25 protein-coding genes are annotated in these 24,929 nt (G+C 70.3%); 13 read left to right on the top strand and 12 right to left on the bottom strand.

Annotation, left to right across the window (positions count from 1 at the left end; all coding sequences use genetic code 11):
* Positions 1–46: 46 nt before the first annotated feature.
* A complete protein-coding gene (locus IG04_RS0104890) occupies positions 47–1,459 on the bottom strand; it encodes an MFS transporter (RefSeq protein WP_030475306.1) in 1,413 nt (470 codons plus the stop codon).
* A 54-nt stretch (positions 1,460–1,513) separates the two neighbouring features.
* On the bottom strand, positions 1,514–2,275 hold the full coding sequence (locus tag IG04_RS0104885) for a glycerophosphodiester phosphodiesterase family protein (protein ID WP_030475305.1): 762 nt from the start codon (positions 2,273–2,275) through the stop codon (positions 1,514–1,516).
* Positions 2,276–2,572: 297 nt separating this feature from the next.
* Here IG04_RS0104885 and IG04_RS0104880 point away from each other — a divergent pair, with 297 nt between their 5' ends.
* The 3 genes from IG04_RS0104880 (at position 2,573) to IG04_RS0104870 (ending at position 5,659) form a co-directional block, all read left to right on the top strand.
* The gene (locus tag IG04_RS0104880) at positions 2,573–2,914 is read left to right on the top strand and encodes a hypothetical protein (RefSeq protein ID WP_030475304.1); all 342 of its coding nucleotides are present in this window, start codon (positions 2,573–2,575) and stop codon (positions 2,912–2,914) included.
* 72 nt (positions 2,915–2,986) lie between these two features.
* Positions 2,987–4,987, top strand: coding sequence for a putative bifunctional diguanylate cyclase/phosphodiesterase (locus IG04_RS0104875; protein WP_245815997.1), 2,001 nt, complete (start codon positions 2,987–2,989; stop codon positions 4,985–4,987).
* A gap of 15 nt (positions 4,988–5,002) precedes the next feature.
* Positions 5,003–5,659 carry a VOC family protein gene (locus IG04_RS0104870; RefSeq protein WP_338043489.1) on the top strand — a complete coding sequence of 219 codons (657 nt, stop codon included), beginning with the start codon at positions 5,003–5,005 and terminating at the stop codon, positions 5,657–5,659.
* A 164-nt stretch (positions 5,660–5,823) separates the two neighbouring features.
* Here the strand turns inward: IG04_RS0104870 and IG04_RS0104865 are convergent, their stop codons facing one another.
* Positions 5,824–6,288 (bottom strand): PPOX class F420-dependent oxidoreductase, encoded by a 465-nt coding sequence (locus IG04_RS0104865; protein WP_030475301.1) that lies wholly within the window; start codon positions 6,286–6,288, stop codon positions 5,824–5,826.
* A gap of 10 nt (positions 6,289–6,298) precedes the next feature.
* On the opposite strand from IG04_RS0104865, the gene IG04_RS0104860 reads away from it, so the two are divergent.
* On the top strand, positions 6,299–7,144 hold the full coding sequence (locus IG04_RS0104860) for an alpha/beta fold hydrolase (RefSeq protein ID WP_030475300.1): 846 nt from the start codon (positions 6,299–6,301) through the stop codon (positions 7,142–7,144).
* On the opposite strand, the gene IG04_RS0104855 is transcribed toward IG04_RS0104860, so the two are convergent.
* The 4 genes from IG04_RS0104855 to IG04_RS0104840 all read right to left on the bottom strand — a co-directional run bounded on the left by IG04_RS0104855 (position 7,141) and on the right by IG04_RS0104840 (position 12,821).
* A complete protein-coding gene (locus tag IG04_RS0104855) occupies positions 7,141–8,343 on the bottom strand; it encodes a GGDEF domain-containing protein (RefSeq protein WP_245815999.1) in 1,203 nt (400 codons plus the stop codon). The genes IG04_RS0104860 and IG04_RS0104855 overlap by 4 nt on opposite strands.
* Positions 8,344–8,523: 180 nt before the next feature.
* Entirely contained in the window at positions 8,524–9,798 is a 1,275-nt protein-coding gene (locus IG04_RS0104850; protein ID WP_063758210.1) for an MFS transporter, read from the bottom strand.
* A gap of 3 nt (positions 9,799–9,801) precedes the next feature.
* Complete coding sequence (locus IG04_RS0104845) at positions 9,802–11,301, bottom strand: carboxylesterase/lipase family protein (protein ID WP_144065254.1); 1,500 nt, start codon at positions 11,299–11,301, stop codon at positions 9,802–9,804.
* Between the two features lie 14 nt (positions 11,302–11,315).
* Positions 11,316–12,821, bottom strand: a complete 1,506-nt coding sequence (locus tag IG04_RS0104840) for a carboxylesterase/lipase family protein (protein ID WP_036013691.1) — start codon at positions 12,819–12,821, stop codon at positions 11,316–11,318.
* A 145-nt stretch (positions 12,822–12,966) separates the two neighbouring features.
* Here IG04_RS0104840 and IG04_RS0104835 point away from each other — a divergent pair, with 145 nt between their 5' ends.
* From IG04_RS0104835 to IG04_RS0104825, 3 genes are read left to right on the top strand one after another with little or no spacing between them, the layout of a single operon-like run.
* A complete protein-coding gene (locus tag IG04_RS0104835) occupies positions 12,967–13,638 on the top strand; it encodes an HAD family hydrolase (protein ID WP_245816002.1) in 672 nt (223 codons plus the stop codon).
* Positions 13,635–14,639 (top strand): phosphotransferase family protein, encoded by a 1,005-nt coding sequence (locus IG04_RS0104830; protein WP_030475294.1) that lies wholly within the window; start codon positions 13,635–13,637, stop codon positions 14,637–14,639. The genes IG04_RS0104835 and IG04_RS0104830 overlap by 4 nt, the downstream gene beginning before the upstream one ends.
* The gene (locus tag IG04_RS0104825; protein ID WP_030475293.1) at positions 14,639–15,844 is read left to right on the top strand and encodes an acyl-CoA dehydrogenase family protein; all 1,206 of its coding nucleotides are present in this window, start codon (positions 14,639–14,641) and stop codon (positions 15,842–15,844) included. Before IG04_RS0104830 ends, IG04_RS0104825 begins: the two co-directional genes overlap by 1 nt.
* Before the next feature lie 85 nt (positions 15,845–15,929).
* Here IG04_RS0104825 and IG04_RS0104820 read toward each other — a convergent pair whose 3' ends face one another.
* From IG04_RS0104820 to IG04_RS0104810, 3 genes are read right to left on the bottom strand one after another with little or no spacing between them, the layout of a single operon-like run.
* Positions 15,930–16,712, bottom strand: coding sequence for a poly-gamma-glutamate hydrolase family protein (locus IG04_RS0104820; RefSeq protein ID WP_084400998.1), 783 nt, complete (start codon positions 16,710–16,712; stop codon positions 15,930–15,932).
* A gap of 17 nt (positions 16,713–16,729) precedes the next feature.
* Positions 16,730–17,443, bottom strand: coding sequence for a poly-gamma-glutamate hydrolase family protein (locus tag IG04_RS0104815; RefSeq protein WP_030475291.1), 714 nt, complete (start codon positions 17,441–17,443; stop codon positions 16,730–16,732).
* Between the two features lie 55 nt (positions 17,444–17,498).
* Positions 17,499–17,930, bottom strand: coding sequence for an Hsp20/alpha crystallin family protein (locus tag IG04_RS0104810; RefSeq protein WP_030475290.1), 432 nt, complete (start codon positions 17,928–17,930; stop codon positions 17,499–17,501).
* A 104-nt stretch (positions 17,931–18,034) separates the two neighbouring features.
* Here IG04_RS0104810 and IG04_RS0104805 point away from each other — a divergent pair, with 104 nt between their 5' ends.
* Positions 18,035–18,583 carry a hypothetical protein gene (locus tag IG04_RS0104805; protein WP_030475289.1) on the top strand — a complete coding sequence of 183 codons (549 nt, stop codon included), beginning with the start codon at positions 18,035–18,037 and terminating at the stop codon, positions 18,581–18,583.
* Here IG04_RS0104805 and IG04_RS0104800 read toward each other — a convergent pair.
* Together IG04_RS0104800 and IG04_RS0104795 are read right to left on the bottom strand one after the other, a co-directional pair.
* Positions 18,557–19,405 carry a S66 peptidase family protein gene (locus tag IG04_RS0104800; RefSeq protein ID WP_030475288.1) on the bottom strand — a complete coding sequence of 283 codons (849 nt, stop codon included), beginning with the start codon at positions 19,403–19,405 and terminating at the stop codon, positions 18,557–18,559. The two genes, IG04_RS0104805 and IG04_RS0104800, sit on opposite strands and share 27 nt — an antisense overlap.
* Positions 19,402–21,288, bottom strand: a complete 1,887-nt coding sequence (locus tag IG04_RS0104795; protein ID WP_030475287.1) for a dipeptidyl-peptidase 5 — start codon at positions 21,286–21,288, stop codon at positions 19,402–19,404. Before IG04_RS0104795 ends, IG04_RS0104800 begins: the two co-directional genes overlap by 4 nt.
* Before the next feature lie 78 nt (positions 21,289–21,366).
* On the opposite strand from IG04_RS0104795, the gene IG04_RS0104790 reads away from it, so the two are divergent.
* The 5 genes from IG04_RS0104790 (at position 21,367) to IG04_RS0104770 (ending at position 24,895) form a co-directional block, all read left to right on the top strand.
* Positions 21,367–21,933: a DUF3090 domain-containing protein gene (locus tag IG04_RS0104790; RefSeq protein WP_030475286.1), complete on the top strand. Its 567-nt coding sequence runs from the start codon at positions 21,367–21,369 to the stop codon at positions 21,931–21,933.
* A gap of 1 nt (position 21,934) precedes the next feature.
* Positions 21,935–22,723 carry an SCO1664 family protein gene (locus IG04_RS0104785; RefSeq protein ID WP_030475285.1) on the top strand — a complete coding sequence of 263 codons (789 nt, stop codon included), beginning with the start codon at positions 21,935–21,937 and terminating at the stop codon, positions 22,721–22,723.
* A 43-nt stretch (positions 22,724–22,766) separates the two neighbouring features.
* Positions 22,767–23,468, top strand: a complete 702-nt coding sequence (locus IG04_RS0104780; RefSeq protein WP_051768898.1) for a fructosamine kinase family protein — start codon at positions 22,767–22,769, stop codon at positions 23,466–23,468.
* 11 nt (positions 23,469–23,479) lie between these two features.
* Complete coding sequence (locus tag IG04_RS0104775) at positions 23,480–24,286, top strand: DUF3097 domain-containing protein (RefSeq protein ID WP_030475283.1); 807 nt, start codon at positions 23,480–23,482, stop codon at positions 24,284–24,286.
* Between the two features lie 183 nt (positions 24,287–24,469).
* Positions 24,470–24,895: an NfeD family protein gene (locus IG04_RS0104770; protein WP_030475282.1), complete on the top strand. Its 426-nt coding sequence runs from the start codon at positions 24,470–24,472 to the stop codon at positions 24,893–24,895.
* Positions 24,896–24,929: the final 34 nt, after the last annotated feature.

Raw genomic sequence — 24,929 nt, 5'->3', positions numbered from 1 at the left:
ACCCGTCTGACCGCGAATTCCCCCGGCAACGTTCCGGGCCACACCACTAGACGAGTGCGGGTTCTTCGTTGCCCACGGCCTTGATGGCGCGGCGGACGGGTACGAAGATCAGCAGGACGAAGCCCGCGACGAAGAAGATGATCAGGGCGAGGATGGCGGGCCGCAGGCTGCCGGTGGCCTGGCCGACGCCGGCGAAGACCAGTGGGCCGAGCCAGCTGGTGGAGCGCTCGCCGACCTCGTAGAGCGAGAAGTACTGGGCTTCGCGGCCGGGCGGGACCATCTGGCTGAACAGGCTGCGGGACAGGGCGTTGGTGCCGCCGAGCACGATGCCGATGCCCGCGGCGACGAGGTAGAACGACGTCTCGTCGCCCGCCTCGACGAAGAACGCCGCGGTGATCACGACGATCCACACGACGAGTGAGCCGAGGATCGTCTTCTTGGCGCCGACGCGCTTGGCGATGAAGCCGTGCAGCACGCCGCCGACGAACGCGACGAACTGGACGATGAGGATCACCGTGATCAGCGTCTGCTGGTTGAACCTGAGCTCGACGCTGCCGTACTGGGCGGAGACGTTGGCGACGGTGGCGATGCCGTCGGTGTAGATCAGGTAGGTGCCGAGGAACGCGAGGGTGAGCGGGAAGGCCTTGGCCTGCCTCAGCGTCGTGCCGAGTTCCTTGAAGCCGCCGGAGATCACCGAGGCGCCCTGCTCGCCGCCGTGCGGGCGCTGGTGCTCGGTGAGGGCGCGCAGCGGGATGATCGTGAAGGCGGCCCACCAGATGCCGGAGATGACGAACGCGATGCGGGCGGCGTCGCCGGAGCTGATGCCTAGGGGGTCGGCGGACAGGGTGATGGCGAGCTGGATGGCGAGGGCGACACCGCCGCCGAGGTAGCCGAAGGCCCAGCCGCGGCTGGAGACGGCGTCGCGTTCGTCGGGTGTGGCGATCTCGGGCAGGAAGGCGTAGTAGACGACGACGCTGGCGCCATAGCAGATGTTCGCGATGATGAAGAAGAAGACGCCGAGCTTCCAGTTGGTGCCTTCGACGGTCGCGAGCGCGATGGTGGCCGCGGAGCCGGTGAAAGCGAAGAAGCCGAGCATCTTCTTCTTGTTCTGGGTCCGGTCGGCGATGGCGCCCATGACGGGCAGCACGACGACCTGGACGACGGTCGCGATGGAGAGCAGGTAGCCCCACAGCGAGCCGGAGGGGAACTGCAGGCCGAGGATCGTGACGTCGCATTGGGCGAAGGCGTTGTCGTTCGCGCACGGGTTGGCACCGTTGAGCGCGGTGTCGGCCTTGGCCGCGTTGGTCGCGATGCTCGTGAGGTACAGCGAGAGAAAGACGGTGATCACGGACGTGGGGAACACGGAGTTCGCTACGTCGTACCAGACCCAGCCGCGTTGTTCTTTCTTGCGGCGCTCGGCGGTGTTGGCGTCGGCGGCGTCGTCGCCCTTGACCTTCATGTCGGCGGACTGTACTTGTCCGCCGACACGTCCAATGATCGACTGCCCAAGCTGTTACCAGCTGTTGCGCGACTGGAGAACTTCGCGCAGGACGTCGGGCCGGTCGGTGACGAGCCCGTCGACGCCGAGGTCGAGCAGGGTGCGCATGTCGGCTTCGTCGTCGATGGTCCAGACGTGGACTTCGAGCGACCTGCGGTGGGCTGCCTGGACGAAGCGGCGGTCGACGATCTGCAGGCGGCCCTGGCTGACGGGGACCTGGGCGACCTGGCCGCGGACGGCGAGTCCGGCGAGGGGGATGCGTCCGGCGGCCCAGAGCGCGCCGGCGGAGCGGGGGCCCATGGAGGTGAGCAGGTCGGGGCCGGCGATCCTGCGCAGGCGGGCGAGGCGGTTGTCGGAGAAGCTGGCGAGGCAGACGCGGTGCAGTGACTTGGCTTTGCGCAGCAGGGTGATGATGGGTTCGACGGCGTTCTCGGACTTGACGTCGATGTTGAAGAACGTGTCGGGGAGTTCTTCGAGGACGTCGGCGAGGCGGGCGATGGGTTCGCGGCCGCCGACGCGGGCGTGCTGGACCTCGGTCCAGGGGAGTGCGGAGACGATGCCCTGGGCGTCGGTGGTGCGGTCGAGGGTCTGGTCGTGGTGGACGACGACGTGGCCGTCGCTGGTGGCGTGGACGTCGGTCTCGATGTAGCGGTAGCCCTCCTGCACGGCCCGGCGGAAGGAGCTCAGTGAGTTCTCCATGCCGGTGAGGTCGTCGACGTGCCAGCCGCGGTGGGCGAAGGCGCGGGGGCGCGTGCCTGTGAGGTAGGGATGTGTCACGTGCTGGAGTGTGCCTTCCGGCGGTGGCTTCGGGGTGGACGGTGGGTGGCGACACACTTTCTTCTTGATCTCTATTACTTCAGTGTTGCCTGAAATCAGACCTGTCGGTCTACGAGTCCCCGCACTCACCACCGACCCAAACCCGCAAAGGAACAGGCAAAAACAACGGAAGTTGATCAAATCCCACCCGAAAGCGACACGAACGGCCCTGCGGGTAGTGTCCGGTTCCCTACGAAGGTCGGGCTTTCTGGCGCGTCGCTGGAGACCACCCACCACCATTCGCTACCGTCGCGCGCCATGGAGCGCTCCATGGAGGCGGATGAGCCCAGGCACTGTGCGTGGTGCGGGAGGCGGTTGCCCGGGAGCGGGCGGATCGGCCGGCCGCGCCGGTACTGCGCACAGCCGTGTCGTCAGCGCGCGTACGAGCGCAGGGCGGCGTTGCAGCGTGGTGGTCTGCCGGAGGACGCGGTGGTGCTGAGCACCGCCGAGCTGGCGGATCTGCAGGACAGGTTGTTCCAGCTGCGGTGTGCCGCGGAGGATGTGGTGACGGCGGCGCAGGACGGGGCCGAGAACGAGGAGCTGAGGAAGCTGGCCGCGGAGCTGGTGGAGTCGGCGAAGGGTTTGGAGCGGCTGAGATAGCCGTTCGCACATCAGCGAACTGACCGGCGTAGCGGGTTGCTTACGTCCGGTGATCGGACGATCATGACGCGCGTGACCTCCTACTGCCGCACGGTGCTGGACCGAGCGGGTGTCGGCTATGCCGTGACGGATTCGCGCGGAAACCTGTTGTGGTGCAACCGCGCGTTGGGTGCTGTGCTGGGAATTCCGGTCGAGCAGGCGTACGGGCGGTCGTTGCCCGCGCTGCTCCCGGGAGTGCCCGAGGTGCCCGCTCCGGTGCGGGAAGTGCTGGTGCCGGGTCCGAAGTGGCTCGAGGTGCGGTGCTCGAAGCTGGGTGACGACCTGATGTACGAGGTCGTGGACGTGTCGGCGTGGCGTGATCGTGAGTTGACGGTGACGCAGGAGGCGGACGCGTTGCGCCGGGCTCAGGCGCTGGGGCGGATGGGTACGTGGGAGTGGTCGATCCGCGAGGACCGGGTGACGTGGTCGGACACGTTGCTGGAGATGTTCGGGTTCGCGGCGGGGACGGCGTTCGACTTCGAGATGTACTCGCGGCTGGTGCACCCGGACGACCTGCCGATGATCGAGGAGACGCTGGACACGGCGCTCAAGACGGGTTCGGTGTTCACGTACACGCATCGGATGTTGCGGCCGGACGGCAAGGAGCGGGTGTTCGAGTGCTTCGGTGAGGTCGTCGTGGGTGACGACGGCACGCCGTTGCGGGCGCTCGGTACGGCGCATGACGTGACGCAGTCGTCGCGCGTGCACGACGAGCTGGTGCGGATGGCCGAGCAGGATCCGCTGACGGGTCTGCCGAACCGCAGGGCGCTGACTCGTGCGCTGGAGCGGGAGCTGGCGAACAACGGTTCGGGTGCGTTGCTGGTGCTGGACCTGGACAACTTCAAAGACGTCAACGATCTGCGCGGTCACGCGGTGGGTGACCGGGTGATGCGGATGCTGGCGAGTGCGTTGCAGTCCCGTTTGGGTGACAGGTTGATCGCTCGTCTGGGTGGTGATGAGTTCGCGGTGGTGTTGCCGGGGGCGTCGCCGAAGGACGCGTCCGAGGTGGCCGACGGGTTGCGGGACGCGGTGGCGGGTTTCCCTCTCGCGGGGATCGGGACGCCGGCGCGGATCACGGTGAGCACGGGGCTGGCGGAGTTCGGGCCGGGTGACTCGTGGGAGCTGGTGCTGGCGAACGCGGATCTGGCGTTGTACGCGTCGAAGGCGGCGGGCCGGGACCGGGTGACGGTGTACGAGCCGAACCATTACGCGGACACGGTGAAGCGGGTCAGTGTGCTGGACCGGTTGCGGGCGGCGCTGGCGGGTGGCGGTCTGGCGTTGTACGGCATGCCGATGGTGGAGCTGGCGACGGGACGGGTGCTCGGGCACGAGTTGTTGCTGCGCCTGGAGGATGGGCAGGAGCCGTATCTGGGGCCGGCGGACTTCCTGCCGGTGGCGGAGCGGTCGAACCTGATCCTGGAGGTGGACCGGTGGGTGCTGACGACGGCGATCGACGCGTTGGTGGAGCAGCCGGATCCGTTGTTGCGGTTCAACGTGAACGTCTCCGGCCGGACGCTGGAGGATCCGGATTTCGGGAACTTCGTGCTGGACAAGCTCGGGTCGGCGGGGGTGGCTCCCGGCCGGTTGGGGTTGGAGATCACGGAGACGGCGGCGGTGACCAATCTGGACGCCGCGGTGACGCTGGCGACGCAGCTGCGCAGTTTCGGGTGCCGGATCACGCTGGACGACTTCGGTTCGGGGTTCGGGTCGTTCGTGCATCTGAAGCACCTGCCGATCACGGGCATCAAGATCGACGGTGAGTTCGTGAAGGGCATCGAGACCAACGACGCGGACGCGGTGCTGGTGTCGGGGATCGTGCAGATCGCGAACGGGCTGGGGTTGTCGTCGGTGGCGGAGTGGGTGGAGCGACCGTCGCAGGTGGACGCTCTGCGCAAGCTCGGGGTGCGGGTGGGGCAGGGTTTCCACCTGGGCAGGCCGGTGCCGTTGCGTGACGTGCTGAATGCGGAGCGCATGCCGCCGAATGGTGCATTGTCGTCTCAGGTGGTCGGAGCAGAGGATGGTGCGCGCTCCTGATGTCCGCCCGATGGGATGCCCGTGTCGTCTTGTGGTCTTCGTCGTCTCGAGTTGAGTGTTGCCGAGCCTGAGTTGTCGGTGGATTTTTTAGCCGGTGTGCTCGGGTGGACGGTGATCGCGGAACCGGGTGGGTCGTTCTCGGGCTGGGTGGGTGATCGGCTCGCGGCTCAGGTCGTTGCGGGGGAACGTGGTTGGCGCCTCGTGTTCGGTGGTGACGAGGCACGCGAGCTGACGCACGACTCCTCTGTGGACACCGGCAGGGTGCTGCACGGTCCGTGGGCGCCGCCGCCGCGGCACGGTGAGCCGTGCTGGGTGGAGTACCTGACCAGCGAGCCGGATGAGAGCAACGCGTACTGGAAGCGGGAACTCGGCTGGGAGACCGCGAAGGGAAGCCGGGGCCTGGGGTTGTACACGTCGTCCCGCCACGGTGATCCGCGTCCGGTCGCGGGCAGCATGTCCTCGTGTTTCGCCGGATTCTTCGGCTGGAGTTTGTACTTCGCGGTCGATGACCTGGAGGCCGCGTGCGCGCGGGCGTCCGGGTTGGACGGTGAGGTGGTGTCGGAGCCGTTGTCGCTACCGATCGGGTTGATCGCGTCGATCAAGGGCCCGCGTGGCGGCTCGTGTGCGTTGCTGGAGAAGCCGGCGGGCTGGGGCGGGGCCTGGTCCGGCTAGTGGTGTGGCCCGGAAGGTTGCCGGGGGAATTCGGGGTCAGACGGGTGCATCGTGGTGTCGCCCCCACGTCGTCGTACTGGTTGTACGGGGGCGTGGGGGCGGCGCCGCGAGGTGCCCTGCTGAGCGTGGATTACCTCGCCGACGTTCCGGGTCGCGCCACTAGATCACGAGTCCAGTTCGGGTGGGAAGCCGCCGGTGGCGATGGGTCCCCAGCTGTCGATGGTGATGCGGATGAGGGATTTGCCCTGGCGGAGCATGGCGGCGCGGTACTCGTCCCAGTCGGGGTGTTCGCCTGCGATGCAGCGGTAGTACTCGACGAAGTCGTCCAGTGCGTCGGGGAGGTCGAGGACTTCGGCGGTGCCGTCGATCTGGACGTAGGCGTCGTTCCAGTCGTCGGAGAGCACGCAGATCGTGACGGACGGGTCGCGGCGGGCGTTGCGGACCTTGGCGCGCTGGGGGTAGGTCGCGATGACGATGCGGCCGTGGGTGTCGACGCCGCAGGCGACGGGGGAGACCTGCACGCCGCCGGTCGAGGGGCGGCGGGTGATGAGGACGCCGTGGTGTCGGGTGGAGAGGAACTCGAGCAGCTGCGGCCGGTCGACGAGGTCGGCCGTGGCGATCTTCGGCATGATGTGCAGCATGGCACGCTTCACCTCGTTCGACGGCACGGAACTCGCCTATCGGGAAGAGGGTGAGGGCACTCCGCTGATCGTCCTGGCCGGTGGTCCTGGCCGGGCTTCGGAGTATCTGGAGACCCTCGGTGGCCTGGATGCGTCGCGGCGGCTGATCGTGCTGGACAACCGGGGTACGGGTGCTTCGGACGAGCCGGCGGATCCGTTCACGTACCGGCGGGACATGCTGGTGCGGGACGTGGAGATGCTGCGCCGGCATCTGGGTCTGGACGTCGTGGACGTGGTGGGTCATTCGGCGGGTGCGGGGATCGCGATGGGGTACGCGGCGGACTTTCCCGAGCATGTCGGGAAGCTGGTGTTGCTGACGCCGGCGTTGCGCAGTGTCGGGTTGTCGCCGGAGCAGAGTGACTGGGACGTGTTCCTGGCGGCGCGGGTGGATCAGCCGCGGTTCGAGGCCGCGACGGCGGCGCTTGCGCGCAACGCGGCGGGGGACGACTCGGTGGAGAACCGGGTGGCGGCGTCGCCGTTGCTGTACGCGCGGTGGGACGAGCGGGCGCGGGCGCATGCGAACGCCGAGCTGGGTCAGTGGAAGTACGAGGTGGCGCTGGGTTACAACGCCGAGGGCGCGTTCGTGCCGGGGGTGTTGCGGCGGGCGCTGGTGGACTTCGACCATCCGGTGCTGGTGTACGTGTGCTCGGAGGACCCGATCTCGCCGGTGCGGCGGTGTGCGCAGCTGGCGGAGCTGTTCTCGGATGTGACGTTGTACGTGCACGAGGGTGTGGGGCACTACCCGTGGGTGGAGGACCCGGAGCGGGTGTCGGAGCAGGTCGCGGCGTTCCTGGACGGGGTCTAGAAGAGCTGCGCGGTGGCGACGCGGTCGCGGCCGTTGCTCTTGGCCTGGTAGAGCGCCTCGTCCGCGGCGAGCAGCAGCGGGCTGAGCTCGGTTCCGGTGTCGGGGAACACCGCGGCGCCCACGGAGGCGGTGAGGCCGGCGACGACCTGTTCGCGGCCGAGGCGGTCGACGGCGACGATGTGCAGGCTCGCGATCTCGAAGCGGATGCGTTCGGCGGTGGCGCGGACCTCGTCGGTGCTCACGCCGGGGAGCAGGACGGCGAACTCCTCGCCGCCGAAGCGGCCCACGAGGTCGTAGGAGCGCACGGAGTGTTTGAGGGCGTCGGCGACGGCGAGCAGGACGCGGTCGCCGGCGAGGTGGCCGTAGGTGTCGTTGATCTGTTTGAAGTGGTCGAGGTCGAGGAGCAGCACGCCGACGGTGGACTGCAGGCGGCGGGCGCGTTCGATCTCGCGGCCGGCGACGTCGTGCCAGAACGTGGCGTCGACCAGGCCGGTCTTGGAGTCGGTGCGGGCGGCGACGCGGAACTGCGGGAGCAGCAGGCCCATGTGCAGGGCGAGGACGGTCAGCAGCAGCATCGGGGCGAGCCACGGGCGGTCGTTCATCATGATCGCGAGCACGGAGCCCAGGCCGATGGAGGCGAGGATGATGAGCTGGTCGGAGGCGTTGCCCAGGGCGGCGCGGGCGGGCTGGTCGCGGTTGGTCATGACGATGGCGGCGACCACGAGCGCGTAGTTCACCAGCCAGTACACGAGGCCGGCCAGGGTCAGCGCGATCAGGCCGATCGGGCCGTCAACGTCAAGAGGCCGGTTCGGGAAGAATCCGAGAACCTGTTGCGCCGCGGCGCATGCGAGTACGACAGTGGCCGCGGAGAACACCTTGCGGAACAGGACCGCCCGCCGCTTGTAGACCCGGAGCCACGCGTGCAGGTAGCTGATTGCGATCAGCGCGACCAGCAGGGGCATCGGTAGTACGAGCACGCCTGCGAACAGCCACACCGACTGCATGTGGGCGTGTGGCGAGCCTTCGCGTGAGATTTCGCGAATCCGCTCGATTCCCTGGGCTGCCTCCAGGTGCAGTACCGCACCTCCGGCGAGCAGCAGGAACAACGGCCAGGCCAAGGTCTCGGCCGGGGTACGCCATGCGGTGGCGAGCGTGACGAGGGACGCCAAAACGTCCGCCGTCACGACGTAGGCCAGCACCACAGGAGGAAGCGACCATAACCTCCATCGGCGCGGGTCGAGCCAAGGCACGCTGCCACCCCCACACCACCGTCAGGAACAAACAACTGTAGCTACCGGGTAACTCAAAGTCGTGGCTCCATGTGGGGGACCTCACCCTGAGTAGTACTCACGATTTCCGCACCCCTTCGAAGGAGATTGTCATGATCGTCCGTACCTCTTCCCCGCGTCCGGTCCGTCCGAACGACTGGTGCCGCCCCAACGACTGGAACCGTCCGAACGACTGGCGTTCGGGCGAGACCCGCTGACCCACCAGAAGATGGCCGCACCGCCTGCCGCGAGCACGCCGAGTGCTCCGGCGGCGGCGACGACGAGGTGCACCGCGATCCGTTCGGCCGCCACGCCGGCCAGGGCCACCCCGATGCCTTGGGAGACCCGCAGCGCCGTGACGGCCAGACCGAACGCCTGCCCTCGTGAGGAATCCGGAACCGCGCGCACGAAACTCGTGTTCGCGACCAGGTGATACGCGCTGGCTGCTCCGGACAGCGCGAACAGTGCCACGCTGACCGCCAGGCCCGGCCGCAACGCGGCCGGGACGAGAACAGCGCACGCGGCGATCGCCAGCCACGGCATGAGCCGTAGTTGTTGCCGCTCGCTTTGGCGTGCGATCAGCAGCATGCCGGCGGCAGCGCCCGCGGCGTAGGCGCCGAAGATGAGCCCGACGCCGGCCGGTCCGGCTCCGAGCTGCGCCGAGTACGGTGCCGCGAGAGCCTCCCCGGCGATGTAGAAGCCCGAGACGCAGGCGAGCGCGACCAGCGCGCGCAGCCGCCGGTCACCCCACACCAGCCTCGCCCCGCCGACCAGGTCGGCGGGCCACGCGCGGACGTGTGCGTGTCGCGGTGCGGGCCGGTGCAGCAGGAACGCTGCTATCAGTGCCGCCGAGACCGCGAACGTCAGCCCGTCGGCGATCAGCACGAGGCCTGGTCCGAGCCAGGCGACCAGCGCGCCGCCGGTGAGGAAACCGGCGACCTGCGCGGCCTGGGTGACGGTGCTGAGTACCGCCTGACCCATCGGATACCGCTCGTCGGGCAGGATCTGCGGCAGCAGCGCCGCCCGGGCCGCCCCGTGCGGCGCTCCCGCGAACTGCACGGATACCAGCAGCGACGCGAGTGCCCACAGAGGCAGCCCCGGTATCGCCATGAACAACAGGAGGACCGCCCGGACGAGGTCGGCGGCCACCATCACCCGCCTGCGGGCGAACCGGTCGGCGAGCCCGGAGAGCAGGGGCCCGCCGAGCAGGTCGGGCAGGAACGTCAACGCGTAGGTCAGCGCGGCCAGGCCGGCGCTGGCGGTGCGGTCGTAGACGTGCACCGTCAGCGCGACCCTGGCGAACTGGTCTCCGGCCACCGACACCACGTGCGCCACGAGCAGGGCGCGGAACTCGCGATCGCGGGCGAGGTCGCGGTAGCCGGGCATGCGCTACAGGATGGACGACCAGAACCCGCACTGGTGTTCGCGGGCGAAATCAGTGCCGCCGATTGCTCCGGGCGCCAGTGACTGCACGTCCGGACGCCATCCCGGGTCGCCGGTGCGGGCGAAGCGGCCCCACGCCGTGATCATGTAGTCCGACAGCCTGCGCTGTGCGGGCGTGAGCTGCACGCCGGGGAACTCGAACAGCGACAGCAGCTCGGAGGCGTGGTAGGCGCCGTAGTCGGGGAACGGCGGCAGGCCGGGGAAGATCAGCGGCGCGTCGGGGTCGGCGAACTCGTAGCCCGAGACCCGCGTGTGGCGGCCGATCTCCTTGCGCGCGGTGTCGGTGGGGCAGGCCCACGACGCGTCGGTCAGCAGCCGGGCGAGCTCGTCGCGGGCGTCGTCGTTGCCGTTGACCGGGTAGCGGGCCACGATCCGGTCGGCAGGTGCCTGGCCGAACAGGCCCGCCACCTGTGCCCGGTACCCGGCCTCGGGCAGTGGCTGCGCCCAGATCAACGCGGCGAACAGCGTGAACTCGTCGTGCGTGGAGCCGATCATCGTCGGTACGCGGTGCAGGCGTCCCGTGCGTTGCGCCACGACCGGGTCGACGGGCATGACGGCGGTGTCGAACGCGGGGCTGGCGAACTGCTCGTGCACGGTCAGCAGCTCTGCGACCGGCTTGGCCCGCAGGCAGGCCACGTCCGCGCAGCCCAGGGTGCCGGTGCCCTGCTTCTCCACGTCGGTGCGGGACTTCCACACGTGCGTGAACTTGCCGGGTTCGGTGAACGACGGCGAGACCAGCCCGCACGGACCGGACTGGATGATCGCCTTGGCGAACAGGCCCGCGGCCCGCGGTGACGCGAGCTGCGCGCACACGCTCAGCCCGCCCGCGGACTCACCGAAGATCGTCACGTTGCCGGGGTTGCCGCCGAACGCGCGGGCGTTGCGCTGCACCCACCGCAGCGCTGCCTGCTGGTCGGCCAGGCCGAACGCGCCCGAGCCGGGCAGGCCGGGGTGGCCGAAGTAGCCGAACACGCCGAGCCGGTAGTTCACCGTCACCACGACGGCGTCGTTGCGCGTCGCGAGCTGCCGGGCGTCATACAGCGACGCGCCACCGCCGGTGAACCCGCCGCCGTGGATCCACACCATCACCGGCCGTGGTTTCTTCGGGGCCGTGGCCGGGGTGGTGACGTTGAGGTAGAGGCAGTCCTCGGTCTCGGAGCCGGGCTGGCCCAGCTGCGCGGTCTGCGCGCAGACCGGCGCGGGCCTGGTCGCGTCCCGCACGCCCTGCCACGGCGCGGCGGGCTGCGGGTCGCGCCACCGGTTGGCCCCCACGGGGGCGGCGGCGAACGGGATGTTCCCGAACGTCCGGTACGTGTCGGTCACCGTGCCCCGCACGGCGCCCTTGTCGGTGCGCACGACCCCGCCCTCGCCCTCGGCCTGCGCCGGGACCTGCGTGATCGTGAACGCCAGCGCGGCGGCCATGGCCGCCGTCAGCAGTCGTTTCATCAGCTGAACACCCCTCAGTGTTGTTGTCCCCAGAAATCGCACTGGTGGTCCTTCACGAAGTCGGCCGGCCCGATCGCACCCGCCCGCAGCGACTGCACCGGTGCCCGCCAGCCGGGATCGCCGGTGCGGGCGAACCGTCCCCACGCCGTGAGCAGGTAGCCGGACAGCTCCCGCTGAGCGGCGGTGAGCGGCAGGCCCTCGAACTCGAAGAGCAACGGCAGCTCCGAGGCGTGATAGGCCCGGTAGCCGCCGGGGAACGGCGGCATCCCCGGAAAGATCATCGGCATGTCGGGCTGCGCGAACTCGTAGCCCGCCACCGGCATCCGCCGTCCCAGCCGCTGCCGTGTCTCGTGCGTCGGGCACGACCACGACCGGTCCGTCAGCGCCGCCGCCAGCTCGTCACGCGCGTCGCCGTTGCCGTTGACCGGGTAGCGGGCGACGACCTGGGCGCCGAGGTCCTCGCCGAACACCGCCGCCGCCTTCGCCGGGTAACCGGGCTCCGGGATCGGCTCCGGATAGATCAGCCCCGCGTACAGGGTCATCTCGTCGCGCGTCGACCCGACCAGCGTCGGCACCCGGTGCGTGCGGCCGGTGTTCTGCGCGACGTGCGGGTTGATCGGCAGCACCCGCGTGTGGAACGCGGGCTGTGCGAACGCGCCGTGCACCGCGAGCAGCGCCGAGGTCGGCAACGCGCGCAGGCAGGTGATGTCGGAGCAGCCCAGTCGCAGGTCCGAGCCCTGCTTCTCGACGTCCTCGCGTGGCTTCCAGAACGTCATCAGCCCGCCGGGCTGGTCGGTGGGCACGCTCAGCCCGCACGGTCCCGACTGGATGACCGCCTTGCCGAACAGGCCCGCCGCGCCCGGTGAGGCCAGGTGGGCGCACACACTGAGTCCGCCCGCCGACTCGCCGAGCACCGTCACGTCGCGGGCGTCGCCGCCGAACGCGCGGATGTTGCGCTGCACCCACCGCAGTGCCGCCTGCTGGTCGGCCAGGCCGAACGCGCCCGAGCCGGGCAGTCCGGGATAGCCGAAGAACCCGAACACCCCCAGCCGGTAGTTCACCGTCACGACCACGGCGTCGTTGCGCGTCGCGAGCCACCGCGCGTCGTAGCCCGACGCGCTGCCGTTGATGAACCCGCCGCCGTGGATCCACACCATCACCGGCCGCGGCTTCGCCGGGGCTGTGGCCGGGGTGGTGACGTTGAGGTAGAGGCAGTCCTCGACGTCCGAGGCCGGATCACCCAGCTGCGGCGTCTGCGCGCAGACCGGCGCGGGCCTGGTCGCGTCCCGCACGCCCTGCCACGGTGTCACCGGCTGCGGATCGCGCCACCGGTTCGCCCCCACCGGCGCGGCGGCGAACGGGATGTTCCCGAACGTGCGATCAGTGCTGGTCACCGTCCCCGCGACGGCGCCCTTGTCGGTCCTGACGATGCGGCCGCCGACATCGGCCCGGGCGATCGGGACCTGGATGACGGCGAGCGTCATCGCGGCGGCCAGCGCCGCCGTCGTAAACCTTGCCATGAGTTGATGGACCCCCTTCGGGCTCGAACGTAGCGAGGTCCGGGGGAGTCGGAAACCAGATAAAGGGGACTTGTCCCATCCATCGAAAGTTGACGGCCCAGATCACCGGTTGCCGACATACCGACCGGTCGGTACCCTCCGTGTCGTGGGTGACTCAACCGGCAACGACCTGCCCGGCGGCCAGCGGCCCGAGGTCGACGCGCTGATCTTCGACTGGGGCGGCGTCCTGACCGTCTCCGTGCCCGAGTTCGTCGGTGCCTGGCTGCACGCCGAGGCCATCGACCGCGAGGTGTACGGCCGCATCATGCGCGACTGGCTGGGCCGCGACGCGCTCCCGGACAACCCCGTGTTCCGCCTGGAGACCGGCGAGCTGACCGTGCCTGAGTTCGAACGGCTGCTCGCGGCCGAGCTGATCACCACCAGCGGCGCGGGCATCGACGAGAACGGGCTGCTCAGGCGCATGTTCGGCGGCGCCACCCCGGACCCGGCGATGGTCGAGCTCGTCCGCAAGGCCCGCGCCGCCGGCCTGCACACCGCGCTGCTGTCCAACAGCTGGGGCGAGGGCTACCCGAAGGACCTGCTGCTCGAGCTGTTCGACACCGTCGTGATCAGCGGCCGGATCGGCCTGCGCAAACCCGACGAGCGCATCTACCTCCACACCCTCGAGCAGGTCGGCGTCCCCGCCGCGCGATCGGTGTTCTTCGACGACGCGCCCGTCAACGTCGAAGCCGCCCAGGCCGTCGGCATGCACGCCTTCCGCCACACCGGTGCGGACAGCACCCGCGCCCACCTCGCCACCCTCGGAGTGAACCTGTGACCGACCTTCCCGGCCTCGACCTGCAGGCACTGGCCGCACACCTGGGCACGGGCCCGCTCACCGGCGAACTGTTCCGCGGCGGCCGCTCCAACCTCACCTACCGCATCAGCGACGGCACCCGCACCTGGGTCCTGCGCCGCCCGCCCCTGGGCCACGTCCTCGCCACCGCCCACGACATGGCCCGCGAGTTCCGCGTCATCTCCGCGCTCGCCGGCACCACCGTGCCCGTGCCCGGCGCACACCGGCTCGTCGAGGACACCTCCGTCATCGGCGCGCCCTTCTACCTCATGCAGGAGATGCCCGGCGCCGCCCTGCGCGAACGCGGCCAGTGCCCGTGGCTCACCCCCGAAGACGCCCGCACCCTGTCCGAACGCCTCGTCGACGTGCTCGCCGACCTGCACTCGGTCGACCCCGCCTCCGTCGGCCTGCAGGACTTCGGCCGCCCCGAGGGGTTCATGGCCCGGCAGGTCAAGCGGTGGGGCAAGCAACTCGACGCCTCCCGCAGCCGGGATCTACCGGGCATCGAGGAACTGCGCGACAAGCTCGCCGCCACCGTCCCGGACTCGCCGCGCGCCGCGATCATCCACGGCGACTACCGCCTCGACAACGCCCTGGTCACCCAGGACCCGCTCGCCATCAGCGCCGTCCTGGACTGGGAGATGGCCACCCTCGGCGACCCGCTCGCCGACCTCGGCCTGCTCTACGTCTACTGGGCCGGTCTGGGCGTCGACAACGACCCCATCACCGGCAGCGTGCCGTCCCTGCCCGGGTTCCTGACCGCCGACGAACTCGTCTCCCGCTACACCGCCCGCACCGGCACCGACACCTCCGGCCTGGGCTGGTACATCGCCTTCGGCTACTTCAAGCTCGCCGTCATCGTCGAAGGCATCCACTTCCGCTTCGCCAGTGGCAAGACCGTCGGCGCCGGCTTCGAAAAGCTCGGCGCGTTCACCGTTCCCCTCGTGCGGCAGGGACTCGCCGCCGCTCACAAGGAGCTCTAATGGACTTCGCCTACGACGCCAAGACCGAGGAACTGCGCACCAAGCTCCTCGCGTTCATGGACTCCCACGTCTACCCGGCCGAAGCGGTCCTCGAACAGCAGCTGCGCGACGCCGCCGACCCGTGGGAACGCCAGCCCATCCTCGAGGAGCTCAAGGCCGAGGCCCGCCGCCAGGGCCTGTGGAACCTCTTCCACCCCGAGCACAGCGACGGCGTGACGAACCTGCAGTACGCGCCACTGGCCGAGATCACCGGCCGCAGCCCCCACCTCGCCCCCGAAGCGCTCAACTGCGCGGCGCCCGACACCGGGAACATGGAAGTGCTCACCATGTTCGGCACCGACGAGCAGAAGAAGCAGTGGCTGCAGCCCCTGCTCGACGGCGAGATCCGCTCCGCGTTCTGCATGACCGAACCCGAGGTCGCCTCCTCCGACGCCACCAACATCGCCACCCGCATCGAACGCGACGGCGACGACTACGTCATCAACGGCCGCAAGTGGTGGTCCTCCGGGGCGATGAACCCCAACTGCGCCATCTTCATCGTCATGGGCAAGACCGACCCCGACGCCGAACGCCACCGCCAGCAGGCCATGATCCTCGTCCCGCGCGACACCCCCGGCGTCACCGTCAAGCGCGCCATGCACGTCTTCGGCTACGGCGACCACGCCCACGGCGGCCACGCCGAGATCGAGTTCGCAGACGTCCGCGTCCCCGCCTCGAACCTCATCTCCGGGGAGGGCGAGGGCTTCGCCATCGCCCAGGCCCGCCTCGGCCCCGGCCGCATCCACCACTGCATGCGCCTGATCGGCATGGCCGAACGCGCCCTCGAACTGATGTGCCGCCGCGCCACCTCGCGCGTCGCGTTCGGCAAGCCCATCGCCGCCCAGGGCGTCGTGCACGAGTGGATCGCCGAATCCCGCGTCCGCATCGAACAGGCCCGCCTGCTCGTGCTCAAGACCGCGTGGCTGATGGACACCGTCGGCAACAAGGGCGCCCACACCGAGATCCAGGCCATCAAGATCGGCACCCCGTCGATGACCGAATGGGTCCTCGACAAGGCCATCCAGGCCCACGGCGGCGCCGGCGTCAGCCAGGACTTCCCGCTCGCCGAACTGTGGGCCGCCACCCGCACCCTGCGCCTGGCCGACGGCCCCGACGAGGTCCACCGCATGTCGCTGGCGAAGAGGGAACTCAAGAAGTACCTGTAGAGGCGTTCCCGCTCTGCCACCAAGTGCACGCGCGGGCCTTTCGTTCGCTCCGAGCGCACGAAAGGCCCCCGCGTGCGATGCGCGACTAAAGGATCGGCTGCGTCGCCTCCTGTGCGGCGATCGCCGACCGCACGGCACCCACGAAGTCCCAGAACAACGGAGTTGTCGTGTGCTTGCGTTGCGCCCCGGTGTTCGTCGTGAACATCGCGGCCCGCAACGGCGTCGTCAGCTCCACCTGCACCCCGGCCGCCGGCAACGTCCGATTCACGATGTTGCCCGGATCCGTGCCGTCCAGGCTCGGATGCGACGACGCGTCCACCGCCGAGATCCCCGCAGCGCCCAACGCCGACACCACACGAGAACGCAGCTCCGCCGAAGCCCCGCCCACCAGCGCACACGCCTGATCCGGCAACGGCCGCCAGTTCCGCTCCGCCTCCGTCACCGTGCACCCGTGCAGCGCCACGGCGTTCAACGCGCCCGCCGCCAGCGACCGGGCGTAGTGGTCGTCACAGCCGGTCGAGGTCACGTGCAGCGCGGAGTTCCCCGACGCGCGCAGCCCCTCGAACATCCAGTAGTCGTGCACGGCACCGGAGGCGGCCAGCGTCGCCGGGTGATAGCCCGCGACCGCCAGGCACAGCTCCGACGTGCCCGGCTCGATCCCACCCCCGTGCGGCGCGAACACCACGGTCCGGCCGAACGCGGGATGCCGCAGCATCCGCCGGCCCCAGTCCACGCCCTCCGCCAGCGCCGGATCACGGTAGATCTCGCTGTAGGTCGCATAGCCCGCGACCGCGTACACCGTCACCGGACGGGTCAGCAGCGGCGTCGCGGCCACCAACCCCAGAAACACACGCCTCGAAGTCCCCATGAAACCGCAGGCTAACGTCAGTTGTTCAGCGCCTCACGCGCCGCCAGCGCCGCCCGGCAGGCGTGCACGAAGCCCCAGAACACCTCGGTCGTCGTGTGCCGCCGCGCCGGCCGCGAGTTCTCCGAGAACATCGCCGAACGCAGCGGAGTCGTCAGCTCCAGCTGCGCGCCCTGGCGCCCGCGGGTGCGGTTCGCGATGTTCGCCCGGTCGTAGCCGCCCAGGATCGGATGGTCCACCGCGTCGATCGTGTGGAACCCGGCCCGCCGCAGCCGCGTCAGCAGCTCCAGGCGCAGCAACGCGTCGCGGCCGCCGACCAGCACCGCCCGGTCGTGGTCGGCCAGGCCCGCCGCGGCCGCCGTGCAGCCGTGCAGGCCCAGCGCGTGCGAGGCACCCGACACCAGCTGCCGCGCCATCCGGTCGTCGCAGTTCGACGACGTCACGTGCAGCTCGTCGTTCGACGCGGTGCGCAGGCCCTCGAACATCCAGTAGTCGTGGGTCTGCCCGATCGGCACCCGCGTGGAGGGGTGACAACCGGCGATGGCCAGGCACAGTTCCGAGGTGCCGACCTCGATGCCACCGCCGTGCGGGGCGAGCACGACCGACGGGGTGCGGGGCCGGTGACGCTTGAAGCGACGCCGGTAATCCACCCGTTCCACAAGTCGGGGATCTGCGTAAAGGTCGGAATTGGACGCGTAGACGTCCAGCGCCGTCCACTGGGGCTGCGGTCTCATGGCGGGCGGAAGCCTACCGGGCGTCACCCGGACGGCCGCCGCCCGCCGGGGTGGATCAGGCGTCGATCTGGCGCGGCGCGTCCTCGCCCGCGGAGATCGCGATCTTGCGGGGCTTCGCGCGTTCCGCGATCGGAATCCGCAGCGTCAGCACACCCGCGTCGTACTGGGCGTCGACGTGGTCGGTGTCGAGCGAGTCGCCCAGGAACAGCTGCCGCGAGAACACGCCCAGCGGCCGTTCCGACACCTGCATCTCGACGTCCTTGCCCACCGGCCGGCGCTCCGCCTTCACGGTGAGCACGTTGCGCTCGACGTCGAGATCGATCGCGTCCGGCGGCACGCCCGGCAGGTCGAACGCCACCACGAACTCGTCGCCGTCGCGGTAGGCGTCCATCGGCATCGCCGTCGGCCGCGACCACGTGCCCGCGGTCCCCATCACCTGCTGCGTCAGCCGGTCCAGCTCACGGAACGGGTCAGTGCGCATCAACATCTGACACCTCCAGTCATCACTCGTAGGACTGTCAATGCGCTGCCCCACCGTTGTAACATGTCGTCGAAACGATGACAAGTCCCCTGCGTCATCGGGAGGATGACATGACGAACGACTACGACGTGGTCCGGTCCGCGGCCGCCACGCCCGGTGACGCCACCGAGGTCCTCGCGGCGTTGATGCTGCTCAGGCAGCTGCGCGACGAACTGTCCGGCTGGGAACCCCAGCTCATCGAGGCCGCGCGGGCACTGGGCACGAGCTGGGCCGACCTCGCCCCGGCCCTCGGCGTCGCCAGCCGGCAGGCCGCCGAGAAGCGCTACCTGCGCGTGCGCCGCACCGGCGAGTCCGGCACCGGCGACGAGCGCGTGCAGGCCGAACGCGACCGGCGCGCGGGAGACAAGGCCGTCACCGCGTGGGCGCAGCAGAACGCCGCCGTGCTGCGCAACCTGGCCGCCCAGGTGGGCCCGCACGACCCCGCCGTGCAACAGGCACTCGCCGGGCAGGACGCAGCCGGTCTGCTCGGCCCCCTGGCGCAGGCCGGGCCCGGCCTGCGCGACGGACAGCCCGGCCTGGCGCGGCAGATCGCCGACATCAGCCGGCACACCGACCGGTTGCGCGCCGACGCCCTACAGCAGCGTCAGCCTCGCGGCTGAGGCGTCCAGCACCGCCGGCACCCCCAGCGGCAACGACCACGAGCCCACGCAGTGCCCGAACCCGAAATCGCCCAGGATCGGCACGCCCAGCCCCGACAGGCGGTCCGCCAGCACCGCCGACACGTCACCGCAGTCCGTCCACGACCCCAGCACGATCCCCGACACCGGCTCGAACCAGCCCGCCCGCAGCAGCTGCGTCAGGATCCGGTCCAGCCGGTAGGGCTCCTCACCGATGTCCTCCAGCAACGCGATCGCCCCCGGCACCGGCGGCGCCCACCGCGGCCCGCCCACCGACGCCGCCAGCAACGCCGCGTTCCCGCCCGTGAGCACCCCGCGCGCGGTGCCCGCCACCACCGGCGTTCCCGCCGTCCACGAGCGCGTGCCCGTGAACAGCAGCTCACGCAGCCGTGCCTGGGCCAGCGGGTCGTCGACGAAGTCCGAGGTGCCCGGCATCGGCCCGAACACCGTGGACTGCCCCACCGCGTTGAGCTCCGCGTGCAGCACCGTCACGTCCGAGGAACCCACGAACACCCGCGGCGGCAGGTCCTTCCACGGCACCAGGTCCGTCATCCGCAGAGACCCGTAGCCGCCGCGCACGCAGAACACCGCCGCCACGTCGGAGCACCACGCCGCCACGAACTCCGCCGCCCGCGCCTGGTCGGACCCCGCCAGATACGGCAACGACCACGGCCCCACCTGCGGCGTGGCGACCTGCAGGCCCCACGACCGCAGCACCCCCGCACCCGCGGCGATCCTCGAGGCCAGGGCCGGGCCGGCCGGTGACACCAGCGCGACCCGATCCCCGGCGCACAGCGAACTCACTCCGACAGGTCCAGCACCGGCACACCCGCGGGCACGAACCCGAACGCCTGCCCGTAGAACGACAGCTCCGCCTCCAGCGCCGCCTTGATGTTCCCGGCCATCCGGAACCCGTGCTGCTCACCCTCGAACCGCAGGTACGCGTGCGGAATACCCGACCCGGCCAGGTCCGCGGCGAACCGGTCCGCCTGCTCCGGCGGGCAGATCTCGTCCTCCAGGCCCTGCAACAGCAGCACCGGCCCCGACACCTGACGTGCCTTCGTCGACGGCGACCGGTCCCGATAGCGGTCCGCGGCCTCCGGCAGCGTCCCGACCAGGCCCTCGACGTAGCGCGACTCGAAGTCGTGCGTCTCGCCGCCCTCCGACGTCCACCCCGCCAGGTCCAGGATCGGGAACGCGACCATGCCGCACCGGTAGACGTCCGTGGACGTCAGCGACGCCGCCGACGTCCAGCCACCCGCCGAACCACCCCGGATCCCCAGCCGCTTCGGGTCCGCCGTGCCCTCCGCGGCCAGCTGCTGGGCGACGAACGCGCAGTCCTGCACGTCCACTACACCCCACTGCTCCCGCAGCCGCTCGCGAAACGCCCGCCCGTAGCCGGTCGAGCCGCCGTAGTTCACCGCCACCACACCGATGCCGCGGCTGGTCAGGTAGGCGATGTCGCTGTCGAGCTTGGGCAGCGCACGCCCCGTCGGCCCGCCGTGCACGTGCACCACGTACGGCGGCAACTCACCCTCAGGCCCCGCGAAATCGGGGTTCGACGGCGCGTACACGTACGCCGGGATCTCACCGAACATCCGCTCCACCGGCACCGGCAGATACGCGGCCTCGGGGGATTGCTCCCCGCCGGTCAGGTAGGTCAGCTCACCGTTGGACAGATCCAGCCGCACCACGGCGAAGTCCGACGTCGGCCCCGCCGCCGCGCACACCACCACGCCGTCGCGCACCGACAGGTCCGGCACCCACGTCGGCAGGTCGGTCTGCACGTCGGTCACCGTCGCGGACCGTTCGTCGAGCACCGCCAGCTGCCCCGAGCGCACCACCAGGTACCGGCCCGGCGACAGCGTCGCGAACCAGCGGTTGCCCAGCCGCCACATCGGCCCGCCCAGCTCCTCCTCGCACGGCGCCAGGTTCGTGCGGGTGCCGTCGGGGGAGACGCGGAACAGGTTCCACCAGCCGTCCGGGTCGGTCAGCGCCAGCAGCGAGTCGCCCTCCCACTCGAACTGGCACACCGCCTCCGTCGCCGACCCCGAGACCACCTCGTGGGTGGCCGAACCGACCTCGGCGACGCACAGCTCGGTGCCGTCCCACGGCATCTGCGGGTGGTTCCAGCCGATCCACGCGAACCTGGTGCCGTCCGGGCTGATCTTCGGTCCGGTCATGAAGTGGTGCGAGGCGCCCAGCACCCGGACCTCGCCCGCCTGCGTGATCGCCACCAGGTCACGGCGCACGTCGGTGCGCGCGTCACCCGTGACGGTCTCCCGCACGCACCACACCTCGCCGTCCGGGCCCGCCGACAGGTCGGAGTACCGCACCCCGTGGTGGCGCTGCGGCGCCTCGGTCAACGGCTTGGGCTCGGGAGAGTCCGGATCGAACACGTACACGCGCTGGTCGTCCCAGTGCGTGAACGCCACCCTGTCCGGCGCCAGCACCACGAACGGCCGTCCGCCGTACTCGTGCACCCGGTTGCGGGCGTTCCACGGCGCGGGCAGCACCTCCGCGCCGTCACGCACCAGCGCCACTCTGCCGCCCTCGGCCGGCCGGCTCTCCGCCCACCACACCTGCTCACCATGCAGGTCGGCCCACTGGAACCCACCTCCCGGTTTCGAGGTGTCGCCGGCCTTGATCGGCGAGGTCCAGGTCCCGTACGAAGCGATCTTCACCACAGCCCGACCCTATACGCGCGGTGTTTGGTGGGGGAGGACCTGCCGACGATCTCCGCGTGGCCTAGGGTCGTATCTGCCATGGCTCGTGTCATTCACGTATTCCGCGCACCCGACCGGTTCATCGCAGGAACCGTCGGGCAGCCCGGCGACCGCGTCTTCTACCTGCAGGCCTCAGAGCAGAGCAGGTTGATCAGCGTCGCCCTGGAAAAGCAGCAGGTCCAGGTCCTCGCCGAGCGCATCGGCTCGTTGCTCGAGGAGGTGCATCGCCGCTTCGGCACCGACGTGCCCGACGACGCCCCGCCCGACGACCTCGACACCCAGCCCCTCGACGTGCCCGTCGAGGAGGAGTTCCGCGTCGGCACCATGGGACTGGGCTGGGACGCCGAGTCCAAGGCGGTCGTCATCGAACTCCTCGCGGTCTCCGAGGAGGAGGTCGACGAGGCCGTCGTGCTCGACGACACCGAGGAAGGCCCCGACGCCGTGCGGGTCTTCCTGTCCCCGTCCGCCGCCCGCGCCTTCGCCGAACGCGCCGACCGTGTCGTCAACGCCGGCCGCAAACCCTGCCCGCTGTGCAACGAACCGCTCGACGCGGACGGCCACATCTGCCCCCGGCAGAACGGCTACCGCCGCACCGAAGAAGACTGACGTGGACACCTCCGCGGCCCTGCGGTTGCTCGAACACGGCCGCATCGAGGTCGAAGGCCGCCTCGTCGACGCCTCCAACGCCACCTTGTTCTGCAAGATCTCGCTGGACGGCGTCGACGCGCAGTGCGTCTACAAACCCGTGCGAGGCGAACGGCCGCTGTGGGACTTCCCCGACGGCACGCTCGCCGGCCGCGAGGTGGCCACCTACCTGATCTCCGCCGCGTCGGGCATCGGCGTCGTGCCGCCCACCGTCCTGCGGGCCGGCCCGTTCGGCAGCGGCATGGTCCAGCTGTGGGTCGAGACCCGCGAAGAGGACGAACTCGTCGACATCATCGGAGTCGACGACGTCAAACCCGGCTGGATCCCCGTCTTCCACGCCCACGACCGCTTCGGCGACCCGGCCGTCCTCGTGCACGCCGACCACCCGCGCGTCGCCGAGATGTCCGCCTTCGACGTCGTCGTCAACAACGCCGACCGCAAGGGCGGCCACGTCCTGCACGCCCTCGACGGCGCCGTGTACGGCGTCGACCACGGCATCTGCCTGCACACCGAACCCAAACTCCGCACCGTGCTGTGGGGCTGGGCCCGCGAACCCCTGCCCGACCACGTCGTCGAGGCGTTGCGCCGCCTGAGATCCGAGCTCGACGCGACCCTGGGGGAGTCGCTGCACGAGCACCTCACGCGCGCCGAGGTCCGCGCCGTCGGTGAACGGGTCGACAAGCTGCTGGCCGCCGGGGTCTTCCCCGAACCGTCGGGCGACTGGCCAGCCATTCCCTGGCCCGCGTTCTAGGTCACGCGTTCTAGGCCGCGGACGGCACGCTAATCTGAGTTGAGTGATCGATGACGAGGCCAGAACCCGGCTGATCCGACGCTTCGGCACCGACGTGACCGGGTGGATCGACGCGCTGCCCGACCTGGTCGCCACGCTCACCGCCCGCTGGGGCCTCACGCTGCTGCACCACATGCCCGGCGGCACCGGCACCACGTTCCTGTGCACCAGCGCCGTCCTCAAACTCACCCCGGACCACGACATCGCCGTGCACGAGGCACGGGCACTGGCCGCCTGGGCCCACACGCCCGCCGTGGTCGACCTCCTCGACGCCGACCTCCCCCGCGGCGCGTTGCTGCTGGCGCCGATCCGGCCCGGCACCCCCGCAGCCGACCCGGCGACGGTCGTCCCGCACCTGCACGAGGCGGACCCGGCGGGGTTCCCGCCGCTCAAAGCCCGCGTCGACTTCCTGTTCGAGACCGTGCTCACCCGCCGCACCGGCACCTACTACGCCACCGAGCACCACCGTGCCCGCAAACTCGCCGCGGACAACGTCAAGCCGGTGCTGCTGCACGGCGACATGCATCCCGGCAACGTCCTGCAAGGCCCGGACGGACCGGTCGCGATCGACCCGCGCGCCTGCGTCGGCGACCCGGCCGTCGACTGGCTCGACTTCGTGCACGGCGGCCACGACCTGCACGGCGCCGACGTCGATCTCGACCGCGTCCACGAGTGGCTCACCGCCTTCAAACCGTTCTACGGCTAACCTTGCGAGCCGTGCGTTCCCACGACTACGGCCGCGACATCCTCTCGACCCGCAAGCGCAAGAAGGTGCCCGAGATCGCGGCCGAACCCGGCCTCGTCGTCGAGGACCCCGCCAGCGGCTTCTGCGGAGCCGTCGTGAAGTTCGAGTACGGCCAGGTCGTCCTGGAGGACCGCCACGGCCGCCACCGGCTGTTCCCGCTGCGCCCTGCCGGGTTCCTCGTCGACGGACAGCCCGTCACCCTGGTCAAACCCGCACCCCGGCCGGCCAAGGCGAAGATCACCGCGTCCGGTTCGGTCAAGGTCGAGGGGTTGCGCGCGCAGACCGCCAAGGCCAGCCGCATCTGGGTCGAGGGCAAGCACGACGCCGAGCTCGTCGAACGCGTCTGGGGTCACGACCTGCGCGTCGAAGGCATCGTCGTGGAACCTCTGCACGGCGTCGACGAACTCCCGCAGCGCATCGCCGAGTTCGGCACCGCGTCGCACCGCCGCCTCGGCGTCCTGGTCGACCACCTCGTCGCGAACTCCAAGGAACAGCGCGTCGTCGATCAGATCCGTGACGACAACGTGCTGGTCACCGGCCACCCCTACGTCGACATCTGGCAGGCCGTGAAGCCCCGGGCCGTCAAGATCAAGGCCTGGCCCGTCGTGCCGCGCGGCGTCGACTGGAAGACCGGCGTGTGCGCGCAGCTGGGCTGGGGCGAGACCTGGGAGGGCTGGCAGCGCGTCCTGAGCTCCGTGAGCAGCTACCGCGACATCGAGTCCGACCTGCTCGGCGCCGTCGAACGGCTCATCGACTTCGTCACCGTCCCCCAGGACTGACCGCGCCTCCCTCGCAGCGGCGCGGGGGAGTCCACGCGATGAGGCTCGCGCCGAGCGCCAGGACACCCCAGCGTCACGCCTCCTTCGCCCGAATCATCTTCCGTTGATCGATTTCGTTACGGTCCAGGGCGCAGCACGGTGAATCTCCGATCCGGCAGTCCCCGTTGGTGTATGTATGGGGCCATGGCCGCCCTGATCTGGCTGATCGTCGGGATACTGCTCGTCGTCGCCGAGGTTCTCTCCGGTGACTTCGTGCTGGTCATGCTCGGCACCGCCGCGCTGGCCGCGGCAGGCGTGTCCGCACTGGGTGTCCCCGACCTGGTGAGCGTGCTCGTCTTCGCGGCGTCGTCGGTGGGCCTGATCGTCGCGGCCCGGCCGTTGCTCAAGAAGCGGCTGCAGCTCGGCTCAGGCATCCGGATGCACCACGAGGCACTGCTGGGCGGCAGGGCCGTCGCGGTGACGAAGGTCGACGAGCACGGCGGGCAGGTCAAGATCGGCGGCGACACCTGGAGCGCGCGCACCCTCGACGGGTCCGTGGTCGAAGAAGGCGAAGCCGTCACCGTTGTCGAGATCTCGGGCGCCGTCGCCGTGGTGATAGCCGCGGTGTGAGCGCCCGCAGGAGGGTGTGAACCGAGTTGGACCC

It is taken from the genome of Lentzea albidocapillata (assembly GCF_000719115.1).
Taxonomy (GTDB): domain Bacteria; phylum Actinomycetota; class Actinomycetes; order Mycobacteriales; family Pseudonocardiaceae; genus Lentzea; species Lentzea albidocapillata.
This window is presented reverse-complemented; position numbering and strand designations above follow the sequence as displayed.

Excerpts from the sequence above, each read along its gene's own strand:
- IG04_RS0104890 (WP_030475306.1), bottom strand. The coding sequence starts at position 1,459 with ATGAAGGTCAAGGGCGACGACGCCGCCGACGCCAACACCGCCGAGCGC.
- IG04_RS0104880 (WP_030475304.1), top strand. The coding sequence starts at position 2,573 with ATGGAGCGCTCCATGGAGGCGGATGAGCCCAGGCACTGTGCGTGGTGC.
- IG04_RS0104870 (WP_338043489.1), top strand. The coding sequence starts at position 5,003 with ATGCCCGTGTCGTCTTGTGGTCTTCGTCGTCTCGAGTTGAGTGTTGCC.
- IG04_RS0104865 (WP_030475301.1), bottom strand. The coding sequence starts at position 6,288 with ATGCCGAAGATCGCCACGGCCGACCTCGTCGACCGGCCGCAGCTGCTC.
- IG04_RS0104860 (WP_030475300.1), top strand. The coding sequence starts at position 6,299 with ATGGCACGCTTCACCTCGTTCGACGGCACGGAACTCGCCTATCGGGAA.
- IG04_RS0104850 (WP_063758210.1), bottom strand. The coding sequence starts at position 9,798 with ATGCCCGGCTACCGCGACCTCGCCCGCGATCGCGAGTTCCGCGCCCTG.
- IG04_RS0104845 (WP_144065254.1), bottom strand. The coding sequence starts at position 11,301 with ATGAAACGACTGCTGACGGCGGCCATGGCCGCCGCGCTGGCGTTCACG.
- IG04_RS0104840 (WP_036013691.1), bottom strand. The coding sequence starts at position 12,821 with ATGGCAAGGTTTACGACGGCGGCGCTGGCCGCCGCGATGACGCTCGCC.
- IG04_RS0104825 (WP_030475293.1), top strand. The coding sequence starts at position 14,639 with ATGGACTTCGCCTACGACGCCAAGACCGAGGAACTGCGCACCAAGCTC.
- IG04_RS0104820 (WP_084400998.1), bottom strand. The coding sequence starts at position 16,712 with ATGGGGACTTCGAGGCGTGTGTTTCTGGGGTTGGTGGCCGCGACGCCG.
- IG04_RS0104815 (WP_030475291.1), bottom strand. The coding sequence starts at position 17,443 with ATGAGACCGCAGCCCCAGTGGACGGCGCTGGACGTCTACGCGTCCAAT.
- IG04_RS0104810 (WP_030475290.1), bottom strand. The coding sequence starts at position 17,930 with ATGTTGATGCGCACTGACCCGTTCCGTGAGCTGGACCGGCTGACGCAG.
- IG04_RS0104805 (WP_030475289.1), top strand. The coding sequence starts at position 18,035 with ATGACGAACGACTACGACGTGGTCCGGTCCGCGGCCGCCACGCCCGGT.
- IG04_RS0104790 (WP_030475286.1), top strand. The coding sequence starts at position 21,367 with ATGGCTCGTGTCATTCACGTATTCCGCGCACCCGACCGGTTCATCGCA.
- IG04_RS0104770 (WP_030475282.1), top strand. The coding sequence starts at position 24,470 with ATGGCCGCCCTGATCTGGCTGATCGTCGGGATACTGCTCGTCGTCGCC.